The following is a 22902-nucleotide window of genomic DNA, read 5'->3' as shown; positions in this document are numbered from 1 at the left end:
CTTCCGAGGCACTGCCATGAGCGACAACCTGCTGAGCATCCCATGCACCACCATCAAGGGTGAGCAAAAGACCTTGGCCGATTTCGCCGGCAAGGCGATTCTTGTGGTCAACACTGCCAGCAAGTGCGGCTTCACCCCGCAATACAAAGGGCTTGAGGAACTCTGGCAGCATTACAAGGACCAGGGGCTGGTGGTGCTGGGCTTTCCCTGCAACCAGTTCGGCAAGCAGGAACCGGGCAACGAAGGCGCCATTTCCGAGTTTTGCGAGCTGAACTTCGGTGTCAGCTTCCCGCTGTTCAAGAAGATCGACGTCAACGGCAGCGATGCTCACCCATTGTTCGTGCAGCTTAAAAAACAGGCCCCGGGTTTGCTGGGCTCCAAGGGCATCAAGTGGAACTTCACCAAGTTCCTGATCGGCCGCGACGGCAAGGTGGTCAAGCGTTTCGCCCCGACCACCAAGCCTCAGGACCTGACCCAAGAGATTGAAGCCCTGCTCAAATGACCGACCTGTCTTTGGCGCTTGACGACCAACTGTGCTTCAAGCTCTACGCCGCCTCCCGCGCGGTTACCCGGGCCTACAAGCCGATGCTCGATCAGTTGGGGCTGACCTACCCGCAATACCTGGTGATGCTGGTGTTGTGGGAATGGCAGGCTGCAGCGGTGTCGCAGCCTACGGTCAAGGCCTTGGGCGAGCGCTTGATGCTGGATTCCGGCACGCTGACGCCGCTGCTCAAGCGCCTGGAGCAGCTGGCTCTGGTGCGGCGTCAGCGCAGTGCGCAGGATGAGCGTGAAGTGCACCTGAGCCTGACCGATGAAGGTCGACACTTGCGTGACCAGGTACAGCCGCTGAAGGCCCGCCTGTTGTGTGACAGCGGGGTTGACCTGAACCAGGCCGATGCCTTGCGTGACGGCCTGGATCAGCTGTTGCGACAGATCAAAGACTTGTCGTAGTCGGCACCCACAGGTCGAGCAACGCCTTGAGTTCTTCCCGGCGAAACGGCTTGGCCAGGTAGTCATTCATGCCTGCCGCCCGGCAGCGCTCACGCTCCTCGGACATGGCGTTGGCCGTCAGCGCGACAATCGGCAGGTCAGGCCAGCGCCCGCTGCGACGGATTTGCCGGCTGGCCTCATAGCCATCCATCACCGGCATATTGCAGTCCATCAACACCATGTCGAAGCTTTGTTCTTCCAGCAGCTTGAGGGCTTCTCCACCGTGGGCGGCGACGATCACCTCGCAGCCGAGCTTGCCGAGCATACCCTTGGCCACCAGTTGATTGACCGGATTGTCTTCCACCAGCAGGACGCGTGCCCGGTGAGCGAGTGGGCCGGTTTCCAGCTGGATCAGGTCAAGCACCACGTCCGGATCGATGCGCAGGTTGCGTTGCAGAATCTGATACAGCGCCGTGCGGCTCAGGGGCCGGGCTTGTTGTTGCAGCGGCGCCAGGGCCGCGACTTCTTCGCTGGGCATGAAGTTGCCGTAGGCGGTCACCACCAGGATCGGAGCGGTGATCGACGGGCGCAGGCGAAACAGGCATTCGGGGCAGTCGGTGATCAACAGGTCAGGGTTCTGCCCACTCAAGTCATCGTCAATGGAGTAGCAGCGCGGCGTCAGCCCCCAACTCGGCAGCAGGCTATTGAGCAGTTCCGCCAGGCCGCTACTGCTGCTGGTGATCGCGATCACGTCCCCAGCCAGCGGCGCCAGGCGCACAGCCGGTAAATGTGTCGGCAGTGGCAGGTCGGCGCAGAACTGGCTGCCAAAGCCGGCCTCGGAGCTGATGCTCAGGCGGCCCTTCATGGCCTCGCACAGGTTGTGGGTCAGCGCCAGGCCCAGGCCGGTCCCGCCAAACTGGCGGGTGATGCCCGCACCGGCTTGGGTGAACGGCTGAAAGATTTTGACCTGAGCATCCTGCGCAATCCCGATACCGGTGTCGCACACCTCGATTTTGACCCGGCCGGCCTGGGCGCTGAGGCGCACGTCCACCCGGCCAAAGCGCGTGAACTTCAGGGCGTTGGACAGCAAATTGCTGACGATCTGCCGTACCCGCGTCGGGTCGCCCAGCACTTGGGCGGGAAACTGCGGGTCGATCAGGCACGTCAGCTCCACGCTGGGTGCGGCGTTTTGCGAGAGCAGGTTGGCGGTGTCTTCCACCAGCGAGCCAAGGTCGAACGGGATGCTTTCCAGTTCCAGTTGGCCGGCGTCGAACTTGGACAGGTCGAGGATATCGTTGAGCAACTCCACCAGTACTTTGCCCGAGTCATGGGCGATCGACAGTTGCTGACGTTGCTCGGCATTCAGCGGGCTGTCGAGGGAGAGGGCGATCATCCCCAGCAGGCCGTTGAGCGGCGTACGGATTTCATGGCTCATGTTGGCGAGGAACGCCGCCCGTGCCTGGGCCATGGACAGGGCCGTCATCTTCGCCGCTTCCAGTTCGTCGTTCGACAGCGTCAGTCGATGATTGATGGCCTTGAGTTCGGTGGTGCGCGCAGAAACGATGTCTTCCAGTTGCCCGAGATATTCAGTCAGGCGGTTTTCGGCGTGTCGGCGTTGCTGGATCTCAGTCTCCATGTTTTCAAACTGCTGGTTGGCAACGTTGACCAGTACGCCGATCTCGTCGTGCTCGTGCCCCGGCGGGCAGTCCAGGCGCTCGTGCTTGCGTGAGCTCAGCTCGCGGATGATGCGCACCAGCGGCTTGGTCAGCATCACGTAGAACAGCGCCAACAGAATGCCGGTGAGGATCAGGCTGCGGGCAAAGCCGTTGAGCAGGGTAATCTCGGCGCGGCGCAGGAAGCGGCTGCCGAACGCGTAGGTGTCGACGTCCAGGCGCAATACGCCAAGGGCGTCATTGGGCATATGAGTGAGGTACAGCCGGTCTTCGAATTGGCGGTTGGCGCCAAACAGGAAGTCGCTGATGGGACGGTAGCTGCTTTCCTTGCGCGGGCGTTGGACATCGGCCAGGACCAAACCGTTGTTGTCGATCAATTGGGCGCGGGTGATGGCAGGGGAGTGCAAAAGCCCCAGGGTCAGCTCCTGGGCCAGTTCGGCGTCGATGTTATAGGCGATGCGTGAAGCCGGGTTATGGCTGATTTCAATCAGCGCACGTATTTCCCGGTTGATGGAAGCGTCTTCGCTGGCATAATCAATCCCAATCTGTATCAGGCTGAGCAAGGTTCCCAAGACGAATCCGACCAGCACTGTCAGTCTGGCTTGTTTATAAGACAAGCGGTGGGCGAACTTGATATCCATCGGGTGCTGTACCACTTTACGTTTCCTTTCGCCCGGCAAGCATAGCTGAACATCCACAGGCTCAAACTTGCCCGGCATGAATCGATTTTATTCGGTGCAGCCCTGCACGGTCTGCCCCAGGGTTGCCAATACGCCATCTTTTACAAGAACTTGCCAGAGGAATAGTCGTGGATTCTCGATTGAATGCCTTTCTTGAGCGTGCCGACGCGGTACTGGCTCGCCTGGAGCCCTTGTTACCCGCGCCACGCGAGGCCGTTGACTGGAACCATTGCCTGGCTGCCCGCTGGCAGCGCGAAGGTCGCAGCGGCTTTTTATTGCCGCTGGAAGTCAGCCTGGACATGCGCCTGTCCGACTTGATCGGCGTGGATAAACAGCGCGAACAATTGGCCCGCAACACCCAGCAGTTTCTCGACGGCCTGCCGGCCAACCATGCGTTGCTCTGGGGTTCGCGCGGCACCGGTAAATCGTCCATGGTGCGCGCCTTGCTGGCCCAGCATGCCAAGGCCGGTTTGCGCCTGATCGAGATCGAGCGCGATCACCTGGCGGATCTGCCGCGAGTGGTCGAGCAACTGATCAAATTGCCACAGCGCTTTGTGTTGTTCTGCGATGACCTGTCCTTCGAAGCCGGCGAGAGCGATTACCGGGTGCTCAAGAGTGTACTCGACGGTTCCCTGGAGCAGGCGCCGGAAAACGTCCTGTTGTATGCCACCTCCAACCGTCGTCACCTGGTGCCCGAGAACCAGAGCGATAACGAAAACTGGAAAACGATAGACGGCGAACTGCATCCGAACGAAGCGGTGGAGGACAAGATTGCCCTGTCTGACCGTTTTGGTTTGTGGCTGTCGTTCTACCCGTTCAATCAGGAGCACTTCCTGGATGTGGTCGAGCACTGGATCGGTGAGTTGGCGAACAAGGCCGGTTTGCAGTGGCAGCGCGATGAAGAGCTGGACATCCTCGCGGTGCGCTGGGCAACCGGGCGTGGCAATCGCAACGGCCGTTGTGCCTATCAGTTCGCCCGCTATTGGGTGGGCCTCAAGTTGTTGGAGCGTCAACCATGATCGATTTGCAACAGTCCGGAGTCGGCCTTGATGGCTACGCCATGCTTCATGCACAGCTGGAATCGCTGTTGGCGGATGAGCGGGATTTCATCGCCAATGCGGCGCAGTTTTCGGCGTTTCTGTTCAACCAGCTGGATGACTTGAACTGGGCGGGCTTCTACCTCAACCGCAATGAAGAGTTGGTGCTCGGGCCTTTCCAGGGGCAGATCGCCTGTGTGCGCATTCCGTTTGGTCGCGGTGTGTGCGGTGCGGCAGCGGCCTCGCGGCAAACCCAGCGGGTGGAAGACGTGCATGCATTCCCGGGGCATATCGCCTGTGACAGCGCGTCCAACAGCGAGCTGGTGGTTCCGCTGGTCAAGGACGGGCGCTTGATTGGTGTGCTGGACCTGGACAGCCCGTCGCTGTCGCGGTTTACCCCGCAGGATCAGGCCGGCATCGAGCAGTTGGCGGCGATTTTCCTGCGGTTGACCGATTGCTGATGGACTGAGTCTTTTTGTAGGAGCGAGCAAGCTCGCTCCTACAAATTACCGACGGTCGAGCACGTCCAGTTGCATCTGCAGCATCCTTTCCAGTTCAAGCATGGATTTCTCCATCGCCTTGATACCCACCTCGATAACGTGCTGATTCTCGCCTTGGCCACAGGCCTGCTCCAGCGCCTCGCATTGTCCGGCCAGGATGTCCGCCTGGATGATCCGTGCGGCGCCCTTGATCTTGTGAGCCTGCTCGATCAGGTCCTGGGGGCCGCTTGTTGCGCCAGCAGGACCATCAGTTCGGCTCGATCATGCCGGCTGCTGCTGAGTAACTCTTCAAGCAGGCGCTGGCTCAACTGAGGGTCGCCGCCTGTCATCGCGTCCAGGCTTTGAAGGGTGAACACGCTGCGCATTGGCAGCGGGCAGACTTGTGCCAGTTGCTGTTCCAGCGCGGTGAGGCTGATGGGTTTGAACAGGCAGTCATTCATGCCCGCGTCGAAGCAACGTTGTTTCTCCTCGGGTTGGGCGTTGGCGGTAAAACCGAGTATCACACAGGGCGTTTTTTGCTCACGCTGCTCATACTCGCGGATGGAATGACTCAACTCGTAGCCGTTCATGATCGGCATATTGCAATCGGCAATGACCAGGTCGAAGTGTTCCTCGCGCCATGCCTGGAACCCCGCAGCGCCATGATGGGCCGCGGTGAACTGATGCCCCAGGAAGCCCAGTTGCTGGCACATGAGCAAGCGGTTGGCAGGATGGTCATCCACCACCAGCACATTGAGTACCGGTGCCGGCGTGGTGGCGGCAGGCTCCAGTTTATCTACCGCCTTGACCGGCTGCAGGCTGGTCATCTTCAGGCTGACGTGCACCTGGGTGCCCACCATGGGCACGCTGCTCAGGCTCAATTGCCCGCCCATCATGGCGCATAGGCTGCGACAGATCACCAGGCCCAGGCCGGCGCCGCTCCTGGCCAGGTGCCCGGAGTTGTCGGCTTGGGCAAAAGGTTCGAACAGGCGTAACTGGTCTTCGCGATTGATCCCGATGCCGGTGTCCTCCACCACCAGCTTCATCTCGATTTGTTGAGGTTGCCCGGTCGCCTTCAATTGCACCTTGATCTTCACCTGGCCGCGTTCAGTGAACTTGATCGCATTGCTCACCAGGTTCGACAGCACCTGCTTGAACCGCAACGGATCGATCAGTACGTCGGTGTCGCCGGCATCGGGTGTGAACTCCAGCACCAGGCTCAGGGTTTTCTGGCGCGCCAGGCCGTCGAACACACGGACCACCGACTCGATCACCTCGCGCAGGTTGACCCGCTCCGGCGCCAGGCTAAGGCGGCCGGATTCGATGCGTGCGATGTCCAGAATGTCGCCGATGAGCTCCAGCAAGTCCTTGGCCGAGTTGTAGGCGACCTCAATGGCGGGGCGATCGAGGTGCCCCTGGTCGGCGCGCTTGAGTGTCAACTCGAGCATGCCGATGACGGCGTTCATCGGTGTGCGGATTTCGTGGCTCATGGTGGCCAGGAACGTGCTTTTCGCACGGTTGGCTTCGTCGGCACGCTCCTTGGCGGCGCGAAGTTCATCGAACAACTGGCGCCGTTCGCTGATATCGATCCAGCCGCCAATGATGCCCTGGACCTCGCCCATGGAGTCGCGGTACGGGAGAATCCAGTGGTAGATCGTGAGTTTTTTCCCATGGACATGCAGGGTGCGATCAAGGATCAGTGGTTTGCCCTCGGCCACTACCCGCTGATAGTCGGCATGGTATTGGGCCGACTCCGTCTCTAGCGCCATGCTCATCTGGGTGATGCTCTTGCCGATGACGTCTTCACGCTTGACGTCGAACGTCTGCAGGTAGCTGTCATTGCAGGTTTGCAGAAAGCCGTTGTGGTCGCGTACGTAGATCGGATGGGGCGTTTCATTGACCAGCGCCCGCATGAACTCGAACTGGTCGTTCAGGGCGCGCTCGGCCAGTTTTCGATGCTTGATCTGACGCTGCAGGTAGCCGTTCCAGGCCAGGGAAATCAACAGCAGCAGACCGGTGCCGATGATGATCTGTGCAATCAGGCGGTGGTAATTGCGCCAGTAGCCATCGGATGCCGCGTTGTAGCCGCGCCAGCGGCTGTTGATCGCCGCCATCTCATCCGGGGCGATACTCAGCAGCGCCTTGTCCAGAATCGAACTCAGCTCCGTGGCATCACGGGACGTCGCCAGGGCAAAGGTCGCGGGCAACGTGCCGATGCTGGAGCTGATCTGCAATTTGTCCTGGAATGCCGGAGAAGAAAGTAGATAGTTGGCGATCACCAAGGGGTTCACCGCGCCGTCCACCTGCCCTTGTGCCAACAATTCCGATGCTTTGAAGGTATCCCCGGTTTCCACCAGGTTTATCTGCGCAAACGCCTGTTGCAGGAATTTTTCCAGCTGATTGCCCTGGGTAATCGCCAGGCGCTTGCCGGCCATTTGTTCAAGGCTTGTGGGCGCGCCCGGCTCTTTGCGGGTCAGCAATACATAGGAGTTTTCCAGGTAGGGGCGGCTGAAGTTCAACCGGGACTCGCGGCCGGTGCTGGGGGTAATTGCGCCGATGATGTCGGCTGCGCCGGTTTGCACCAGTTCAATCATGTTGGCGACGTTACGCTCGTGTTGAATCTTGAAGCGCAGGCCGGTTCGCAGGCGGATCAGCTCCAGCAGATCGGCTGTGACACCCCGGAAGTTGCCGTCGGTATCGAAGAATGTCAGGGGCGCAAGGGTTTCATTGACCACCACCTTCACCACCGGGTGATTCTTGAGCCAGCGCTCTTCACGCAGGGTCAGTTGCAGCTTGCGGTCGGTCAGGAGAATGTCGCTGCCCGCACTCCAGCGCTTGGCGATGCTGTCGCGTTCATAGGTTGATATGCCATCGAGCACTGAGTCGATGATGCTCAGGAGAGTGGGTTGATCCTTGCGCAAGGCGAAGCTGAATCCGTGGGCCTCGTGCTTGCCGAAGTTGGCCATGCGGATATTTTTCAGGTAGCCCTTGTTGATCATGTAATGAGTGGAAATGGTATCGCCCAGGAATACATCAGCCTGGTCGAATGCCACCGCGTTCAAGGCATTTTGATAGGACGGGTAGGCGTGGATGGTCGCCTTTGGATACAGCGCCTGCACTTCATCCATGGGCAGGTAGTGGTAGACAAGGCTCAGGCGCAAGCCCGCCAGGCCGTCGCCAAGGTTACGGTTTTCACCTTCACGGGTGACCAGTACCGGCTGATCCACCGCGTAGGGCAATGACAGGGCGATGTCGGGATTCGCCGCTTCAAAGCCGTTGGCGGACCCCAGAAAGTCGATATCACCGTTTTGCAGTGCCTGGATCGCGGCTTCCCGGGTGGAGTAGCGCAATACCTTCAGCGGTATTGCCAGCGTCCTGGCCACCAGGCCGGCGTAATCGGCGGTCAACCCTTCATAATCCCGCCCACTGGAGGTGATGTCGAAGGGCGGGTAGTCTGGCGCTGACGTGCCCAGTATCAGTTCCCGTTTGTTCTGCAGCCACTGGCGTTGTGTCTTGTTCAGTGATGTGTCCAGTTGAACGGCACCGGCGCGCCCCAGCAGCGCGTATTGCTCGGGAGCCGTTTGTTCGGCAGGCACGGCAGTGCTGAGGCACACCCCGATACTCAATATGATTAGATAGTCCTTTAAACGCCTGGGCATCCGATTTCTCACACTAGCGCGTTACGTTTTGCCATCTCGATAAGTTCTACCAAGGATTTGGCTTTTAGTTTTTGCATGAGCCTTTTTTTTGTAGGTGCTGACAGTCTTGTTACTGAGAAACATGCCCTTGGCTATTTCCTTGTTCGTCCGGCCTTGTGCGAAAAGTTGCAATACCATGAGTTCGCGATCATTGACGACTTTGAAAAGTTCGAGCTCTTCATTGCAATCTGTTTCACTAGTGCTGCCATTAAGGGCCTGGCTCGGAAAGTAGTTGTAACCTGACAAGACTGCCCTGATGGCACTCAGTAGCTCACTTAAGTCACCTTCCTTGCAGACATATCCGTCGGCGCCGGAGCGCATGCACCGTGTGGCGAACAGCTTCGGGGTCTGGGCGGTGAGTATCAACGTCTTGGTCGGCGTGCTCATTGAGTTGAATCGGCACAATACTTCCAGGCCGTCGAGTTTAGGAATACCGATATCAAGGATGATCAGGTCCGGCTGGCACTCCTTGACCATTTGTATGGCGTCACAACCATTGTCGGCTTCTCCAACTACTTTATAACCTTCATGTTCCAACAACATTCGAATGGCAAGTCGTATAACAGGGTGGTCGTCGATAATAAAAACTGAGTTCATGATCATATTCCATACAAGCGCAAATAAAGTCGGCACATTAGCTCACATGGCAATGCAGGAGGATGAGCTTGATGTGGAACAAACGTAAAACAAGAATATTCCTACATCAAAAAAAGCAACGGATTACGCTCTGTCGGGTATTTGTTGTTCGGGTGTAAGAATTTTGCGTGAGTGGAATTTAAAAATAAGTGCCCGTGGCGGAGCAGCGTTATAACGAAGAGTTTTCGAAGTGGGCGGGCGTTTAACTTCCTACTTTCCTGTTGAGCGGGGAGGGGCGCGATTGGCGTATGAGTTCGCTCAGCTCAAAGTGGTTCAGCGGCTTCGACAAGTAGCCAAGTAACGGAAAGTTGCGCTCGTGTGCCTGGGCGTTGAGGTTTTGCAGTTCGTTCACGGGCAGGCCGCTGAGCAATATCGCGGATTTTATAAAGCCTCTGCGGTTGGCGATTTCAATCAACTCCAGCCCGGGCAGGTCCGGCAAACATTGATCACACAGCAGAATATCGAATGGCCTGTCGGTTTCTGTCATCAGGCGCATTGCCTGCTCGGCGTTCTCAGCCAGGGCCAGGTTGTGGTAGCCATAGTTTCGCAACAGGCACTGGGTGGCCAGCAATTGAAAGGGGTGATCCTCCACCAACAGGATACGAAGTTGTTCGAGCATGGGTTTTTCCATGAAATGGCCAAGTGCCCTGAAGACGCTCCGCCAGGGCGTGTAGTTAGAAGGTAATGGGCCCGCCAGCGATGGGGCGCAGAAATGTGTCGAAAGACTGCGGTTTGGGCGCGCGATTATTCATCGCGGCGGGGAGGAACTTCGATCAGGCCGCTCTGTTCCGTGCGTAGGGCGATTCTTTGAAAAGCAGCCCTGGCCATAAGCCAAGGCGCTGCTTCATTGCGGGCTGGAACGCCCGGTCATTTCTCGGGCCATCTCACTGGCGTAGCTGTCGGTCATGCCGGCGATGAAGTCGATCATGCGCAGGAAGGAGGCGTGCAATGACCACGACGGGTCCGGGGCGCTATTGCCCAGCAGGTCGAGGATGCGCCGGTTCTTGAACGACGGGGTGCGACCGCCATGTTGTTCCAGGGCCGCACCGCAGAAGGCGTTCAAGAGAATTTCCAGGGTGGTGTAGGCGCCGATTTCATGCAGGGTCTTGCGCTTGTCCTGGAAGATTTTCTTGCGCGCCATGTCCTTGGCATCCAGTACGCAACGCTTGGCGGGGCCGTGCATATGTTCCACCAGGTCCCCCGGCAGGGTGCCGGCCAGCAACGCTTCCTGTTGTTCGACGAACGCCCGGGCAGCGGCGTTGGTCAGGTGTTCGATGGCCTTGCCCCGCAGAATCGCCAGTTTGCGTCGCCGGGAATCCTGCGGGCCGAGTTGCCGGTAGGTTTGCGGTAAATCATCGCCCACCAGGTCCAGTAGCAGGGACTCGACCTCGGCGTATTCCAGCAGCTCCATTTCCAGTCCGTCTTCGAGGTCGATCAACGCGTAGCAGATATCGTCGGCCGCCTCCATCAGGTACACCAACGGATGCCGGGCCCAGCGCTGTTCTTCCAGTTGCGGCAAGCCGAGCTTCTGGGCGATCTGCTCAAGAATCGGCAGCTCGCTCTGGTAGCAGCCGAACTTGTGTTTCTTGTAGCCCAGTGAGTCGGCGTGGCGCGCGGTCCAGGGGTATTTCAGGTAGGTACCCAAGGTGGCGTAGGTCAGCCGGGTGCCGCCGTCGAACTGGTGGTATTCCAACTGCGTCAGTACCCGGAAGCCCTGGGCATTGCCTTCGAAATTCAGGAAGTCATTGCGTTCGGCGCTGGTCATGTCATCCAGCCAGCCACGCCCCGACGCCTGCTGGAACCAATGCCGGATCGCGTCCTCGCCGGAGTGACCAAAGGGCGGATTGCCGATGTCGTGGGCCAGGCAGGCCGACTGCACCACCATGCCCAGGTCGCTCGGGTCACACCAGTCGGGCAGGGCGCTGCGGAGGGTCTCGCCCACACGCATGCCCAGAGACCGTCCCACGCAGCTGACTTCCAGGGAATGGGTCAGCCGCGTATGGATGTGATCGTTGCTGGTCACCGGATGCACTTGGGTCTTGCGGCCCAGGCGGCGAAATGCGCCGGAGAAGATGATGCGGTCATGGTCTTTGTGAAACGGGCTGCGGCCCAGCTCTTCGGGACTGTGCAGCGGTTTTCCAAGGCGTTCGCGGGTAAGCAGGGTGGGCCAATCCAAGGCGGGTACTCTCCGTGCGGTGAATGACGCCTCCCAGCTTCCCGGTTCAGCCGGGCCTTCGCAAGCGAAAAACTACAAGCCGACGGCGTCGATATCGATTAACAGCAGGCGCCGACCGTTATCAAAGAATTGTCCGGCAGTCAGGCAGTATTGGTTGGTCGTGGCATCGCGATAGGTCGAAGACAGGGTCAACCGCCGCTCCTCCCAACCTTCGGCCAGCAGGTGATAAAAATACGGGCGCCATGACCAGTTATGGCCCAGGTAGCGGCCGTCGGCTTGCCACGCGCCCTGGTGCCATTCGAAGTTGGGCGTCAGTTGCGTGCCATGCCGGTCGCACTGGTAAAAACGCAGCAGCCAGGGAAATGCTGGCAATTGCGGCAGTTGGCTCAGCGGTGCATGGGTGTGGGCCCAGGTTTGCAGGATCTGCATCAGTTCCGCCAGTTGCTGGCGCAGTTGCATGATCCGGCCACGCTCCGCCAGCTTCTGTTGGACATACGCGGTGCGCAGTTGGGCGAAGCGCGGCACGAATGCGTCGGTGGCGAACCAGTCCAGTTGGGCCTGGGCGAACAGGTAACCCTGGACATAACGGGAACCGCATTCCAGGGCGAAATTCAGCTGGGCCTCGGTCTCGACGCCTTCGGCAATGATCCAGCAGCCGGTTTTTTCCGCCATTTGTGCCAGCGCCCGCACCACGTCCCCGCTCGGCCCTCCCCGGGCAGCCGCCTGGAACAGGCGCATGTCCAGCTTGAGGATGTCGGGCTGCAAGGCCAACACGCGGTCCAACTGCGAATACCCGGCGCCGAAGTCATCAATGGCAATCCGCGCTCCGGCCTCGCGGTAGCGTTCCACGACTTCGGCCAAGCGCAGGATATCGCCACCCAGCTCAGTGATCTCGAACACGATGCGGCGCGGGTCGACGTTATGCACCTGCAACTGCTTCAGGCTCGGCAAGGCCTGCCCCGGGCGCAGCCGGCTGATCCAGCGTGGCGAGATATTCAGGCTGAGGAACCACTCTTGCGGGGCCTCATGCAGACGGCTCAGGGCATTGTCGCGGATCTGCCGGTCCAGGCGGCGCAAGGCCACGGAGGGCGTGCGCGGATCAGCAAACAGCGGACCCACCGAGCGCAGTTGGCCATTCGCCTGGCGTAGTCGGCCCAAGGCTTCTACGCCGGCGATGCGGCCGGTGGCGGTGTCGATGAATGGCTGGAAGCTGGCGAGCGGTTGCCCGTCGATCACAGGGCCTCCTTAAAAGACCGGAATAAAAAGGCCCGACCCTCAACGGTGAGGGCCGGGCCTGATCTGTTTGCAAGAATGCAGCCAGCGCGGCTCAACTTTTGCGCGAAGCACCTTGCATGGCCAGTTTGATCAACGGGATCAGACCGGCGCCAAGCCGTACCAGGCGAGTCATGGTGCCGATCCCGCCGCTCTTGGCGCCTTTGCCGGTAAGAAAGCCCAGCAGCGTCACCACGCCTACGCCCCACAGCGGCGCGTGCTTGATGCCGAAACCGTCCTGCCAGCTCTGGCCCATGTTGCGGACCTTTTGCAGCGGCAGCATCAGTTGCTGGGACTCGTGACGAATTTCCTGGCGGTGCATTTCCATGCGCAGGCGGATCAACGCCTTGCGCATCTCCCGCCGGGAAGTGTTTTGCGGCAATTCAGTCATGCTCATGGCAGCAGGCGCTCCCGGTCGTTGGCCAACTCTTCGAGGGTGGCGTGGAACGGCGTGGACTCATCGAACACCGCCGCCTTCAGGCGCAACCCGCAGAACGCTGCGGCCAGTATGTAGAACACACACAGGCTGATGATCCCGGTCAGGCGGTAGGTATCCCACACCAGAATCATCACCAGCGCCGACAAACCCACCAGTAACAGCAAGGCAAACACCAGCGCCAGGCCGGCGAACAGCAACAGGCTGACGGTGCGGGCCTTCTGCTCCTGCAACTCGATGCCAAACAGCTCGACGTGGCTGTGCAGCAAACCCAGGACAGCCGCGCCCAGGCGCCGCGATGTAGAACTTGGGCCCGTGGTCGAGCCGGATTCGCCGATAGACATGATTAGCGCCTTGTAGCCAGCAGGCCGATCAAAAAGCCTACGCCGGCTGCAATGCCGACGGACTGCCATGGGTTGGCCTGGACATAATCCTCAGTGGCCGTGACCGCCGCCTGCCCGCGTTCGCGCAGCGAGTCTTCGGTCAGTTGCAGGGTTTCACGGGCCTTGAGCAGGCTGTCGTGAATCTTGCTGCGCAGCTCGTCTGCCTGGTCACCGGCGAGGATCGCCGTGTCGTCCAGCAGCTTCTCGGTATCGCTGACCAGGGTTTGAAAATCCGCCATCAGTATATCTTGAGCAGTCTTTGCCGTTTTTCTGGCCATGGTTATCTCCGTGAGTAGCGGGTCTGTTTACTTTTGGTTTCGAGTCACCGGCATCGGTGAAGGTTCACTGCAATTGTCTGGTACAGCTTTTGCTTTGCCTTGGTGCGCAGGCCTGGGGCCTTGCGCTGAATCCGGGCGGTTGGGGCTAAAACCCCGAAAAACCTTACCCTAAATAACTAAAACTCGCGGAAAAACCCTGTCGGATTCTGCCTTTCTCAATGATCGCTGCGCTAAAGCGGTTCACGGCCTCAACAGAGGGTCGGACCGCCGGTGCCAATTTAGTGCGCATCATGAAGGTCATGAACTGCTTTGGTGCTTTTTCCTGCATGTGCAGGCCTGCCATCCTCCATGGAAAATTTGCAAAGTGCGGTGGATACCCTCGTCCACAGTTCCAACACGCTGTTCATTCTGATTGGTGCGGTCATGGTCCTGGCCATGCACGCCGGCTTTGCCTTCCTGGAAGTCGGCACCGTGCGCCAAAAGAACCAGGTCAATGCCCTGTCGAAAATCCTCAGTGACTTCGCCATCTCCACACTGGCCTATTTCTTTATAGGCTATTGGATCTCCTACGGCGTGACCTTCATGCAACCGGCGGCGGTGATCAGCGCCGACCACGGCTACGGCCTGGTGAAATTCTTCTTCCTGCTGACCTTCGCCGCAGCGATCCCGGCGATCATTTCCGGGGGGATTGCCGAGCGTGCACGTTTTGCGCCGCAACTGTGCGCCACCGCGTTGATCGTAGCCTTCATCTACCCGTTTTTCGAAGGCATGGTGTGGAACGGAAATTACGGGCTGCAAGCCTGGTTGCTGGCCAGCTTCGGCGCGAGCTTCCATGACTTTGCCGGCAGCGTGGTGGTGCACGCCATGGGCGGCTGGCTGGCGCTGGCGGCGGTGTTGCTGCTCGGCCCGCGCCAGGGACGTTATCGGGAAGGGCGCCTGGTGGCGTTCGCGCCGTCGAGCATTCCATTCCTGGCGTTGGGCTCGTGGATCTTGATTGTCGGCTGGTTCGGCTTCAACGTCATGAGTGCGCAAACCCTGTCCGGGGTCAGCGGGCTGGTGGCGGTCAACTCGTTGATGGCGATGGTCGGTGGCACCGTGGCGGCATTGGTCATCGGGCGTAACGACCCAGGCTTCTTGCACAACGGTCCGTTGGCCGGGCTGGTCGCGATCTGTGCCGGCTCCGACCTGATGCACCCGGTAGGCGCGCTCGTGACAGGTGTAGTGGCGGGCGGCTTGTTCGTCTGGTTCTTCATCGCGGCCCAGGACCGCTGGAAGATCGACGATGTGCTGGGTGTGTGGCCGCTGCACGGGCTGTGTGGCGTGTGGGGCGGGATCGCCTGCGGGATCTTCGGCCAGACCGCCCTGGGCGGCCTGGGTGGCGTGAGCCTGATCAGCCAGTTGATCGGCACCGCGCTGGGGGTAGTGGTAGCCCTGGCCGGCGGCTTCCTGGTGTATGGGGTGATCAAGCGCGTTTACGGGCTGCGCTTGAGCCAGGAAGAGGAGTATTACGGCGCGGATTTGTCGATCCACAAGATTGGCGCGGTCAGTCAGGATTGAGGGGCGGTTTCCATTTAGGGTGTTATGTCTTGCCGCTGATAGTATGGGCAAACAACAATAGCCAATAGCCAGGCGACGCCCTTTCAAACGGAACTTGAATGCCAACCTCTCAACGATTGCCCCTCGCCTGTAGGCCAATAAACATCTTGGGGTCGGGGCATGCACTGCCTGAACACATCGTCACCAGCGCGCAACTGGATGCTGAACTTGGCCTAGTGGCCGGCAGCGTCGCGCGCATCAGTGGTGTCACCCAGCGGCACGTTGCCGGCCGTAGCGAAAACGCCGCGAGCCTCGGAGCCATCGCCGCGCGCAGGGCATTGCTGGCAGCGGGGCTGGCGCTCGACCAGATTGACCTGGTCGCTTGTGCCAGTGGTACCATGGACCAGGGCATGCCGTGTAACGCCGCATTGTTGCACCGCGAATTGGGGCTGGGCGATTCCGGCATTCCCGCCATGGACATCAATGCCAGTTGCCTGGGGTTTATCGCCGCGGTTGATACGCTGTCCTGGCCACTGCTTGCCGGACGCTACCAACGCATTTTGCTGGTGTGTTCGGATATCGCTTCCTGTGGCCTGGACTGGCAGCAGGTGGAAGTCTGCGCAATCTTCGGCGACGGTGCCGCAGCGGTGGTGCTGGCCGTCAGCGACGGCGGGTCGAAAATCCTCGCCTCGAACCTCAAGACGTATTCCGAAGGCGCAGATATGTGCCAGATTCCTGCCGGTGGTTCGCGTCATCACCCACGGCGAATAGATGGGCCGTTCGAACCGCTGACCAGTTTTTCAATGCAGGGCAAAAGCGTGTTCCGACTGGCCGCCAAACATCTGCCCATGCTGGTGGATGAGCTGCTTAGCCAGGCCGGTTTGACCAAGCCCCAGATCGATTGGGTCATCCCTCACCAGGCCAGCCAACAGGCGATGCAACATGCGGCCCGGCGCCTGGGGTTTGCCCCGGACCAGGTCATCGATATCTTCGCCCGGCACGGTAATCAGGTGGCCGCGTCACTGCCCACCGCACTGGATATCGCCATTCGTGACCAGCGTATTCAGCGCGGCCAGCGGCTGATGCTGATTGGCACCGGCGCGGGCTTGTCCCTTGGCGGCATGGTGCTGGAATACTGATGAAAATTCTCGTCACCGGTGGCACCGGATTCATTGGCCGGCACATTGTCTGGCGCCTCGCCGGCCAAGGGTGTGAAGTGCAGTTTACCGGCCGTAATGCCCGCGCTGCGGCCGAGGTCATTGGCCTCAGCCCTGGTGTGGCATCTTGGGTACCGCTGGAGCACGGTACGTCAGGGGCTTGCAGCACAGTGCTCGATGCCTCGCAGGATTGTGCAGCAGTGGTTCATTGCGCGGCGTTGTCCTCGCCATGGGGCACGCCGTCGGCATTTGCCCGGGCCAATCTTGATTCCACTGCCGAGGTGCTACATGCCTGCCGCGTCAACCAGGTGAAGCGGTTGGTGCATCTGTCCACACCCAGTCTGTATTTTGCGTTCCGTGATCGTCTCGGCATTCGCGAAGACGAACCGCTGCCACCGCCGGTCAACGAATATGCCCGCAGCAAGGCGTTGGCGGAAGGACGGGTGCACGAAGCCGGGCTTGCTGAAGCGGTGATCCTGCGCCCACGGGCGGTGTTTGGCCCATGGGACGCCACCTTGATGCCACGTTTGCTGCGGGTGATGCAGCGCGGGCCGGTTCCTCTGATGCGTGGCGGACAGGCGCAACTGGACCTGACCTGCGTCGACAACCTGGTGCACGCGGTGATGTTGAGCCTGACCCAACCGCTACCGCGGGCGGTGTGCACCTATAACGTCAGCAATGGCACGCCGTTGACTGTCGGGGACTTGCTGCAACGCGTCGCCAATCAGTTTCAACTGAACCTGCGCACCCGGCGCTTGCCATGGCGATTGATGGACGCAGTGGCTCGGATGCTGGAAGCCAGCGCACACCTGAGGGGCAGCGGCGAGCCTTTGCTGACGCGGTATGGTGCCGGTGTGCTGGCATTCAGCCAAACCCTGGACCTGAGCACCATCCGAAACGAGTTAGGCTACCGCCCGCTAGTGACGCAGGACGAAGGCATTCGCCAGCACGCGCAGTGGTGGCTTGCCCAACAAGGAGTGGGAGCATGAGTCGTACGGTGAGCCTGAGTGTGCTGCGGGCCGGCTGGTGCCAACATCTGGAATGCATGGCCGACCGGGGAGGGCGCTGGGCACCGACACGCTTTCCGGCGTTGTGCGGCTTGATCCGACATCCCGACGCGGGCTGGATACTCTACGACACCGGTTACGCCGAACACTTTTTTAGCGCCACACAAGCACTGCCTGAGCGCCTGTATCGCACCGCGGTGCCGGTCGAGTTACCGGTGAAAGAACAACTGCTCGCGCAATTACGCGCGTTCGGTATTGGTCCCGATGACATACGCACGGTGATCATTTCGCATTTTCACAGCGATCATATCGCCGGGCTCAGAGACTTTCCCAAGGCCACGTTCATTGCCCTGGATGCCGACCGCAAACACATCGAAAGCCTGCGTGGCCATCGCTGGCGAGCGACCCTCGGCGGTCACCTGCCGGCCTTGTTGCCCGACGATTTCGCCGCGTGCTTGACCCTCGCCGATACCTGCAAAAAAGCTGCGTTGCCGCAGTGGATGGCGCCTTTTCGCCAAGGCATCGACTTGCTTGGCGACGCCAGCCTGCTGGGCGTACCGCTGCCGGGGCATAGCGAAGGACAGTTGGGGTTGTTCATACCCGATGCCCAGGGGCGGCCAGTGTTTCTGGTGGCCGACGCGTGCTGGTCGATGCCTGCCTGCCGTGCTGGGCGGCTGCCAGCGCCACCGGCCTTATGGTTTGCCAGCCACGATGCCCAACAGTATCGTCAAACCTACAGCGGCTTGGGCACCTTGATCCGCCGCGAGCCGGCCGTAGCGGTCTTGCCTTCTCATTGCACCCATGCCTGGGAGGCGTTCGGCGATGAGCGGTGAGCGCTTGATTGGCACATTGCGCAGCGCGCTCAGTTTCCTGCATAGCCGCTACCGGTTGAGATTTACCCGCCGGGAACAATTGGAAGCCTGGCAGGCTCGGCAGCTGAAGTACTTCCTGCGACGGGTATTGCCTCAGTCTCAGCGTTTCAAGGGCAAGGTGGTGACGGATTTGAGCACGTTGCCGCTGATGGACAAAGCCACGTTGATGGGGGATTTCGCCGGGTTCAACACCCGCGGCTTGAGCCTGGAGGAGGTGCTGCCGCTGGCACGCCAGGCTGAAGTATCCCGGGATTTCAGCCCGACGCTGGGTGACATCACCGTCGGCTTGTCGAGCGGGACCTCGGGAAATCAAGGCGTATTCCTGGTCAGTAGCCTGGAGCGGCAACGATGGGCCGGGATCCTGCTGGCTCGCGCTTTACCGCGTCATCTACTGCCACGCCTGCTTCTCCCATGGCATGCGCCGCTGCGCATTGCGTTCTTTCTACGGGCCAACAGCCGGCTCTATACGACACTGGCGAGTCGTCGCATCGACTTTGCTTTTCACGACCTGACCCTGGGATTCGACGCAGCGCTGGCGCGTCTCAACACTCAGCAGCCCGACGTACTGGTGGCGCCGGCTACGGTACTGCGCGGGTTGGCCGAAGCAGAGCTGGCAGGGCGACTCTCCATCCGTCCCAGCCATATCCTGTCAGTGGCGGAAGTCCTCGAAACAGCCGATGCTGAAGGGGTACAGGCAGCGTTTGGCGTGGCTCCGCGGCAGATTTACCAGGCCAGTGAAGGCTTTCTTGGCTACACCTGCGAAAACGGCACTTTGCACCTGAACGAAAGCCATCTGCACATCGAAGCGGATTGGCTGGACGCCGCGCGCACACGTTTTCAGCCGATCATCACCGACTTCTCCCGACGAACCCAGTTGATCGTGCGTTACCGTCTCAACGACGTTCTCCGGGTTGCCCAGGCGCCTTGCGCTTGTGGGCGTGTCGAGCGTGCGATTGCCGCCGTCGAGGGCCGTGTGGATGACATTCTTTGGCTACCCGACTTGAGCGGTGTTCAATTGCGAGCGCTCTATCCGGATGTGCTGCGGCGCACCTTACTGATGCATGGCGAGTGCTTGCAGGAGTATGAAATCCATCAGCAGGGCTTGCACTGGCAGATCAACGTGCAATCTGCTGCCAACTACGCCGACCTGTGCCAGGCCTTGATGCAGAGCATTCACGCATTGTGCTGCCAACAGGGGCTGCAACTTCCCGCATTGAGCTTTGGCCAGTGGCAGCCGCCGCCGGCGTATGCCAAGCGCCGCCGCCTGAAACTGCTGCAACTGCCCGAGGGTATGCCATGCATGTACTGATTCTTGGCGCGCGCGCCCCAGCCTGCCTGGAATGGGCGCGGGCCTTTGATGAGGCGGGCTGGACGGTCAGCGTGGGGGATTCCTTGGGCCAGCCGCTGAGCCGTTTCAGTTGTTCGGTGCAGCACTTTGTACGCCTGCCGGAACCTCGACAAAATCCAGCAGCCTGGATCACGGCATTGGCACAGGTGATCCAGGCGCAGCGCATCGATTTACTGCTGCCCACCTGCGAGGAAGTGTTTTACCTGGCCCACGGTCTCGAACGCCTGGCGCCGCTTTGCAGGGTGTTGACCGGCGATTTTGCCTTGCTGCATCGCTTGCATCACAAGGGTCGTTTCGCAGCCATGACGGCGGGCTGGGCGTTGGCGGCTCCTGAAACCCGCCTGTTGACTGATCGCCTGGAGGTACAGGCATTGACGTGTGAAGCGAGCCAGTGGGTGTTCAAGCCGGCATATTCGCGCTTTGCCTCCCAGACGTTGATCCGCCCGACAGTCAGGCAACTGGCAAAGGTACAGCCCAGTGAAGCGGCGCCTTGGGTGGCGCAGCGGTTTATCGAGGGCCGTGAATATTGCAGTTTCAGCGTCATGATCGACGGTGAGTTGCGCGCCCATAGCTGCTACCACCCGCGCTACCGGGTGGGACGTGGGTCGGGGATTTATTTCGAGCCTTGCGCACCGGCGCCGGTGCGCCAGTTCCTCGAACAATTCGGTCGCGAAACTGGCTACACCGGGCAGGTGGGTTTCGACTTTATTGAAGATACGGCTGGACATTTTCATGTGTTGGAGTGCAACCCACGAGCCACCAGTGGTGTGCATCTGTTCGATAATCAGCGCAGGCAACTGGTCGCCAGCCTGAGTGGCAGCGGCGTGCTTGAGCCGACCTGCGAACCCCGGATGATTGCGCTGGCGATGCTCCTGCTGGTGGCGCCAAAGCAGGTGTTGAACGCGGGGTTCTGGCGTGACTATGCCGATGCCCGCGATGTGATTACCCGCAAAGGTGATTTCTGGCCGCTGACCGCGCAAGTGCTGAGCCTGGCTGAAATTATCGCGCGCGCGGCTTCCCGGCGTTGCGGCCTGCTGGCCGCGTCCACCGCAGACATCGAGTGGAACGGCCAGCCGTTGAGCGAGGACCTGCCATGAGATTGCTACTCGAAGAGCAACTGCTCAGTGAGCCCGTCCGCGCCCACGACAGCCTCGCCCGGCGCTATGTGCGTACGTGTGCCGGCGGCGCGCTGATCGGCAACGTCATTACCCGCATGGCGCTGCTCGACACAGGGACGCAGCAGTTTCCCGTCAGTATCACCGAGGGCCTTGAGCCGGATGACAACTGCTACGTGGTGTCGCCTCAAACTGCTTATAGCGGCTACGCCCGTGAAGAGATCAAACGCCTTGGCCGGCCCTGGCTGACTTGGCCGCTTAAGATCCTGACTCAGGGCGTGAACCATCTGCTGCGCCGGGCCAATGTCGACAAACTGGTGCAGGTCAACAACTGGCTGCTGTCCACCAACCTCTACCCAGGCGACTGGGACATCACCGAACTGTCGGCGATCACCGCCTTGTTGCGTCGAACGTTTCCCGATCATGGGTTTGGTTTTCGCTCTCTGAATGACTTCAGCAATCGGGAGCTACGCCTGAATCTGGAAAGCCTTGGCTACCTGAGTATTCCCAGCCGACAGGTCTATCTGTTCGATGGACGGGCTGGGGCGCAGGCTTCATTTCTTAAGCACCACAACACTCGGCTGGACGCCACGTTGCTGCGCCGCAGCCCCTATGAAGTGGTGCCGGGCGCGGCGCTGGATGACGCCGACTTTCAACGCATCGAGCATCTTTATAACCTGCTTTACCTGAACAAGTATTGCAGGCTGAACCCGCACTATAGCGCCCAGTGGATGCAGCGCGGCCAACGTGAAGGTTGGTTGGAGATGCGGGCTTTACGCAATGCTGAGGGGCGCATTGACGGTGCCCTTGGCTGGTTTGCCAACGCTGGGACGCTCAGCACCCCGATAGTGGGTTACGACACCGCCCTGCCGCAGCGGGCCGGGTTGTATCGCCAACTCACGCGGTTGTGCTTGCAAGAGGCGGTTGAGCGCGGCGTGGTGTTGAACTTCAGCTCGGGCGCTGCCGAGTTCAAACGCTTGCGCGGGGGCCAGCCGCAGATCGAGTACAGCCTCATCCATGTCGCCCATTTGTCCTGGGGTCGCAGGTGGGTGTGGCATGTCCTGAGCCACCTGTTGCATGGCATCGGTGTGCCCTTGATGCGTAAGTTAAAACTATGAGTCAAGTAAACGGCTGGTGGCCGGTAGCCTTGAGCCACGAGCTGCGAAATGCGCCGTTGGCACGCCAGTTATTTGGCCTGCCGTTGGTGCTGTTTCGGGGTGAAGGTGGGGACGTCGCTGCTTTACCTGATCGCTGCCCGCATCGCTTTGCGCCATTGAGCGCAGGCAAGGTTCGCGATGGGCAGATCGAATGCCCCTATCACGGTTGGCGATTTGCCGCCGATGGACGTTGTACGCGGGTGCCGGGCACAAAACTGGCAACCTGCAGCAAGCCGTTGCTGGATAGCTGGCATAGTTGCGAGGCCGACGGGCTGGTATGGGTCAGTCTTGGTCCTGAGCGTCCTCAAACACCTCCCACTGCGCCTGCCCCGCAACAGCAGGATCTGGACACGTTCTGGATGACCGATCAGGTGCAGTGTTCACTACAAGACGCTGCGGAGAATTTTCTCGACGGTTTTCACACGCATTTCGTGCATGCCGGGTGGATACGCCACGACAGGCAGCGGCAAAAACTCAGTGTTCGTGTGCGCGCCCTCGCAGATGGTGTCGAGGCAGTCTATAGCGAAGAGGGCAAGCAATCAGGGTTAATCTCGCGCTGGTTCGAGGGGGAGCGTGGCGTCAGCATGGGACGCTTTCGCTTGCCGGGTTTGGCAGAGATCGAATATCGCGATGCGCGCGGCGGACTTAACCTGCTGGTCAGCGCCTGGATGACGCCGGATGGCGATGGCCAAGTGCGCTTGTTTGCCCGGATTGCCACGACGCGCGGGGTATTGCCGGGGCTACTCAAACGGTTGGTATTGCGCCGGTTGTTCCGGGTGATCTTGCGCCAGGACCGTCAGATCCTGGAGCGTGTCAGCGCTAATCGAGTGCGCTTTCACACCACACCTGCGACGCCCCTGGATGGGCCGCAAGACCTGCTTGGGCCGAGCATTCGGCAGTTGCTGGAGCACGGCCAGCCACTGGTCTTTGCCGAGCGGGAGCTGGAGATCTGGCTCTAGGGGCATGAGGATGGGGTCGTGTTGCCAAGAGCCGATATCCGGGTGTACCTCATCCACCCGTGGTGGCTCCTGT

19 protein-coding genes and 2 pseudogenes are annotated in these 22902 nt (G+C 60.3%); 12 read left to right on the top strand and 9 right to left on the bottom strand.

Annotation, left to right across the window (positions count from 1 at the left end):
* The first annotated feature begins 16 nt into the window (after positions 1–16).
* Entirely contained in the window at positions 17–502 is a 486-nt protein-coding gene (locus JFU58_RS25875) for a glutathione peroxidase (protein ID WP_076017357.1), read from the top strand.
* Positions 499–951 carry a MarR family winged helix-turn-helix transcriptional regulator gene (locus tag JFU58_RS25870; RefSeq protein ID WP_017479956.1) on the top strand — a complete coding sequence of 151 codons (453 nt, stop codon included), beginning with the start codon at positions 499–501 and terminating at the stop codon, positions 949–951. Before JFU58_RS25875 ends, JFU58_RS25870 begins: the two co-directional genes overlap by 4 nt.
* On the opposite strand, the gene JFU58_RS25865 is transcribed toward JFU58_RS25870, so the two are convergent.
* Positions 935–3244, bottom strand: a complete 2310-nt coding sequence (locus JFU58_RS25865) for a hybrid sensor histidine kinase/response regulator (RefSeq protein ID WP_063032065.1) — start codon at positions 3242–3244, stop codon at positions 935–937. The two genes, JFU58_RS25870 and JFU58_RS25865, sit on opposite strands and share 17 nt — an antisense overlap.
* A gap of 167 nt (positions 3245–3411) precedes the next feature.
* Here JFU58_RS25865 and JFU58_RS25860 point away from each other — a divergent pair, with 167 nt between their 5' ends.
* On the top strand, positions 3412–4302 hold the full coding sequence (locus JFU58_RS25860; protein ID WP_063032063.1) for an ATP-binding protein: 891 nt from the start codon (positions 3412–3414) through the stop codon (positions 4300–4302).
* Positions 4299–4781, top strand: coding sequence for a GAF domain-containing protein (locus JFU58_RS25855; protein ID WP_063032061.1), 483 nt, complete (start codon positions 4299–4301; stop codon positions 4779–4781). Before JFU58_RS25860 ends, JFU58_RS25855 begins: the two co-directional genes overlap by 4 nt.
* 45 nt (positions 4782–4826) lie before the next feature.
* Here the strand turns inward: JFU58_RS25855 and JFU58_RS25850 are convergent.
* From JFU58_RS25850 to JFU58_RS25815, 8 genes and pseudogenes are all read right to left on the bottom strand, one after another.
* A pseudogene (locus JFU58_RS25850) lies at positions 4827–8458 on the bottom strand (transporter substrate-binding domain-containing protein).
* A gap of 8 nt (positions 8459–8466) precedes the next feature.
* A pseudogene (locus JFU58_RS25845) lies at positions 8467–9094 on the bottom strand (response regulator).
* Positions 9095–9335: 241 nt separating this feature from the next.
* The gene (locus JFU58_RS25840) at positions 9336–9752 is read right to left on the bottom strand and encodes a response regulator (protein WP_201142878.1); all 417 of its coding nucleotides are present in this window, start codon (positions 9750–9752) and stop codon (positions 9336–9338) included.
* A gap of 225 nt (positions 9753–9977) precedes the next feature.
* Positions 9978–11309 (bottom strand): deoxyguanosinetriphosphate triphosphohydrolase, encoded by a 1332-nt coding sequence (locus JFU58_RS25835; protein WP_017479963.1) that lies wholly within the window; start codon positions 11307–11309, stop codon positions 9978–9980.
* Positions 11310–11381: 72 nt separating this feature from the next.
* Complete coding sequence (locus JFU58_RS25830; protein ID WP_177027320.1) at positions 11382–12545, bottom strand: EAL domain-containing protein; 1164 nt, start codon at positions 12543–12545, stop codon at positions 11382–11384.
* Positions 12546–12636: 91 nt separating this feature from the next.
* Positions 12637–12978: a hypothetical protein gene (locus tag JFU58_RS25825; protein ID WP_063032051.1), complete on the bottom strand. Its 342-nt coding sequence runs from the start codon at positions 12976–12978 to the stop codon at positions 12637–12639.
* Positions 12975–13361 carry a phage holin family protein gene (locus JFU58_RS25820; RefSeq protein WP_063032049.1) on the bottom strand — a complete coding sequence of 129 codons (387 nt, stop codon included), beginning with the start codon at positions 13359–13361 and terminating at the stop codon, positions 12975–12977. Before JFU58_RS25820 ends, JFU58_RS25825 begins: the two co-directional genes overlap by 4 nt.
* 2 nt (positions 13362–13363) lie before the next feature.
* The gene (locus JFU58_RS25815; RefSeq protein ID WP_201142698.1) at positions 13364–13678 is read right to left on the bottom strand and encodes a DUF883 family protein; all 315 of its coding nucleotides are present in this window, start codon (positions 13676–13678) and stop codon (positions 13364–13366) included.
* 348 nt (positions 13679–14026) lie between these two features.
* Here JFU58_RS25815 and JFU58_RS25810 point away from each other — a divergent pair, with 348 nt between their 5' ends.
* The 8 genes from JFU58_RS25810 (at position 14027) to JFU58_RS25775 (ending at position 22829) form a co-directional block, all read left to right on the top strand.
* On the top strand, positions 14027–15235 hold the full coding sequence (locus JFU58_RS25810) for an ammonium transporter (RefSeq protein WP_093200067.1): 1209 nt from the start codon (positions 14027–14029) through the stop codon (positions 15233–15235).
* A gap of 98 nt (positions 15236–15333) precedes the next feature.
* Complete coding sequence (locus JFU58_RS25805) at positions 15334–16353, top strand: beta-ketoacyl-ACP synthase 3 (protein ID WP_201142697.1); 1020 nt, start codon at positions 15334–15336, stop codon at positions 16351–16353.
* Complete coding sequence (locus JFU58_RS25800) at positions 16353–17360, top strand: NAD-dependent epimerase/dehydratase family protein (protein WP_201142696.1); 1008 nt, start codon at positions 16353–16355, stop codon at positions 17358–17360. Before JFU58_RS25805 ends, JFU58_RS25800 begins: the two co-directional genes overlap by 1 nt.
* Complete coding sequence (locus tag JFU58_RS25795; protein WP_201142695.1) at positions 17357–18211, top strand: MBL fold metallo-hydrolase; 855 nt, start codon at positions 17357–17359, stop codon at positions 18209–18211. The genes JFU58_RS25800 and JFU58_RS25795 overlap by 4 nt, the downstream gene beginning before the upstream one ends.
* The gene (locus JFU58_RS25790; protein ID WP_063032039.1) at positions 18201–19559 is read left to right on the top strand and encodes a F390 synthetase-related protein; all 1359 of its coding nucleotides are present in this window, start codon (positions 18201–18203) and stop codon (positions 19557–19559) included. Before JFU58_RS25795 ends, JFU58_RS25790 begins: the two co-directional genes overlap by 11 nt.
* Positions 19547–20695: an ATP-grasp domain-containing protein gene (locus JFU58_RS25785; protein ID WP_063032037.1), complete on the top strand. Its 1149-nt coding sequence runs from the start codon at positions 19547–19549 to the stop codon at positions 20693–20695. The genes JFU58_RS25790 and JFU58_RS25785 overlap by 13 nt, the downstream gene beginning before the upstream one ends.
* Positions 20692–21831, top strand: a complete 1140-nt coding sequence (locus JFU58_RS25780; protein WP_063032035.1) for a hypothetical protein — start codon at positions 20692–20694, stop codon at positions 21829–21831. Before JFU58_RS25785 ends, JFU58_RS25780 begins: the two co-directional genes overlap by 4 nt.
* Positions 21828–22829 carry an aromatic ring-hydroxylating oxygenase subunit alpha gene (locus JFU58_RS25775; RefSeq protein ID WP_063032033.1) on the top strand — a complete coding sequence of 334 codons (1002 nt, stop codon included), beginning with the start codon at positions 21828–21830 and terminating at the stop codon, positions 22827–22829. The genes JFU58_RS25780 and JFU58_RS25775 overlap by 4 nt, the downstream gene beginning before the upstream one ends.
* The last annotated feature ends 73 nt before the right edge of the window (positions 22830–22902 follow it).

The organism is Pseudomonas sp. TH34, assembly GCF_016650865.1.
Classification (GTDB): Bacteria; Pseudomonadota; Gammaproteobacteria; order Pseudomonadales; family Pseudomonadaceae; genus Aquipseudomonas; species Aquipseudomonas yamanorum.
Note: the sequence above shows the minus strand (reverse complement) of the source record. Positions and strands in the feature narration are given on the sequence as shown.